Source organism: Bacteroides sp. OF03-11BH, assembly GCF_003604005.1.
GTDB lineage: Bacteria > Bacteroidota > Bacteroidia > Bacteroidales > Bacteroidaceae > Bacteroides > Bacteroides ovatus.
The window spans coordinates 1-2,430 of the sequence record NZ_QTMW01000065.1; the positions used below are offsets into that span (position 1 = coordinate 1).

Consider the following 2,430-nt stretch of genomic DNA (forward strand, 5'->3'; position numbering starts at 1 on the left):
TAGGTCAGCCCCCTTACGGGAGCTTTCCCCTCTAAGAACCGTACGTGCGAGTTTCCCCGCATACGGCTCAAGCAACATGACCGTTACCGACTTTGTTATCGGTAGAGCCATCTCATTTTCGACTTTCATATTCATAATCTACTTTGCATTTTACGTTTACAACTGGTATGTACAAGAGTTCTTACCTTTCGTCCACTGACTATTTGTTCAGTGATACTCCAAGGTCTTTCCCTGTCAATACGCTCTCCACATACAGGACATACTTTATTCTGTCGTTTCCAAATGTTTATTAGAGATTGCCTGCCTTTCAGCGTTTGCTTCATTCGGTAGGTTTCTCTCCATTCGTAGTACGATTTATCTGATGGGTCATACGGATTGGCATAATGCCGAACCTTGACGAATTTCTCATGGTGGATGGTTGGTAGATAGGTCAGTTCGAGATAATCAATCTTATCTTTCTTGCCCATATCTGCCGCAAATCTCCACGAGTGCCCATTTAGTGTTCTGAAATACTTATCCTTTACCCATCCTTTACATTTCTGCGGATGTCTGCGTCTTGCCCATTGCCATATTTTCTTGAAGATTTCCCAATCCATTCGGTGGAATACATTCGCAGAAGTACCATATTTATAATAATTACCCCAACCTTTTATGATTGGATTCAGCATCATAATAAGTGACTTCTGTTTTACACACTTGTTGGCTTCTATCGTCTTGCGGATTTTTTCGCAAAACCTCTTTTGCGCATCTTTGGATGGAGTTGTCAGCAGCGTATTATTGCGGAACTTTCGGATATTGAAACCGAGAAAGTCAAATCCCTCATTTATATGTGTGATTTTTGTCTTTTCTTCTGATAGTGTCAGACCTCTTTCCGCAAGGAACTTACGTACTAATGGAAGTATAACCTGTTCTATCGTTTCCTTATCCTTTGCCGTTACAATGAAATCATCTGCATATCGTACAAGATGTATCTTAGGAACTATCTTTTTGTAGTTCACCTGATATTTCTTGACACTCTTTTCCAACAAATCTTGCAGTCCGTCAAGTGCCATGTTTGCAAGAGTTGGGGATATTATGCCACCTTGTGGGGTTCCCTCTTCCGTAGGAAAGAGTTCTCCATTGAACACATATCCGCATTCGAGCCATTTGCGTAGTATCTCCTTATCCATAGGGATATTGTTGATTAACCACGCATGGCTGATATGGTCGAAGCATCCTTTGATGTCCCCCTCAAGAATCCATTCGGGAGCGACCGAACGAGAAAGAACGATGTAGCATTGCTCGATGGCATCATGTGTACAGCGATGTCTGCGGAATCCGTAGGAATGGCTGTCGCCAGTGGTTTCCGCTATCGGGTCAAGTGCCATTAGGTACAATGCCTGCATCGCACGGTCTTTCATCGTTGGTATTCCGAGTGGGCGTAATTTCCCGTTCTTCTTTTTGATATTTACACGTTTTAAAGGTTGTGGCTTGTAGCCATGTCTTTTCAGAGTGAATATGGCTTTGGCTTTCGCCAATGGAGAAGACCATGTAATCTTGTCAACGCCGGAAGTAGATTTTCCTTTGTTAGTCGTAACTCGTTTTACCGCCAATGCTTTGGCGTAGAACGAGTGGGTAAGCATCCATTGCAGGGCTTTCACCTTGTTATTTCTGCCTTCCCTTTGAGCCTTTACAATACGTGCTTGCAGCTTTTGGACAAAACGCTCACATTTGTCCCAGTCGATTTTCGACCAGAGTTCGTGAATGTCTATGTCTTCGGGCGCACACGCCAATTTCTTTGCGTTCATTTGCTTTCCTTTCTTTAAAAGTTCTGTAAACTATCTTGTAAAGTGTCACCATAGGCGGAAGTCTGCCCACTTTCGTGTCGGATGATGTTACCTTTACCAACCCGTGATATTGGCTCAATCCGTATCCTCCCCATTACAGGGAGGCATTCGCTTTTTCCGCTATCCTATACCCACACCCCATGTAGGCTTGCCTTGCGGCTTGCTTACCAGCTCTGATGAACTGGAGAGATACGGGCTTACCGTGTTTTACATAAGTGATAAATAAGCGGGTTAGGTCCTGTCTATTCCACCGGCAGTGCTAATGTCCGTGTGCCCCCAAAGTTCAAGAGGACAGCCGACTGCTTACCTTTTGGTCCGAGCCTGTCAACAGCCTTTGGCTCGTTATACCTTACGATGTTTATCGGACAGTTCACTTTCGTTGACCATACCGCTAAGCCAAGCTCCTCGTGCTGAATGGTGTTATCAGCCGTTGATTTCCCCTCACGGTTCAATCTTCTCCTTTTGGAAAGGCTACCTTGTCGGGACAGCTCCGTACAAAAGGATTACTCCCAATGCACGTGTCCGTAGGCTACTCCAGACGGAACTGGAGGTGTAATCTTGATGTTACACAATCACTTACGCAACTTCACGTCGCACAAACTTG

General features: G+C 44.5%; 2 protein-coding genes. One reads left to right on the forward strand and one right to left on the reverse strand.

What is annotated here, in order from left to right; all coding sequences use genetic code 11:
- Window positions 1-131: 131 nt before the first annotated feature.
- Window positions 132-1,787 carry a group II intron reverse transcriptase/maturase gene (gene ltrA, locus DXA54_RS25670; protein ID WP_004316241.1) on the reverse strand — a complete coding sequence of 552 codons (1,656 nt, stop codon included), beginning with the start codon at window positions 1,785-1,787 and terminating at the stop codon, window positions 132-134.
- Between the two features lie 349 nt (window positions 1,788-2,136).
- Between ltrA and DXA54_RS25675 the strand changes: the two genes are divergently transcribed.
- On the forward strand, window positions 2,137-2,382 hold the full coding sequence (locus DXA54_RS25675; protein WP_229119331.1) for a hypothetical protein: 246 nt from the start codon (window positions 2,137-2,139) through the stop codon (window positions 2,380-2,382).
- Window positions 2,383-2,430 lie beyond the last annotated feature (48 nt).

Excerpts from the sequence above, each read along its gene's own strand:
- ltrA (WP_004316241.1), bottom strand. The coding sequence starts at position 1,787 with ATGAACGCAAAGAAATTGGCGTGTGCGCCCGAAGACATAGACATTCAC.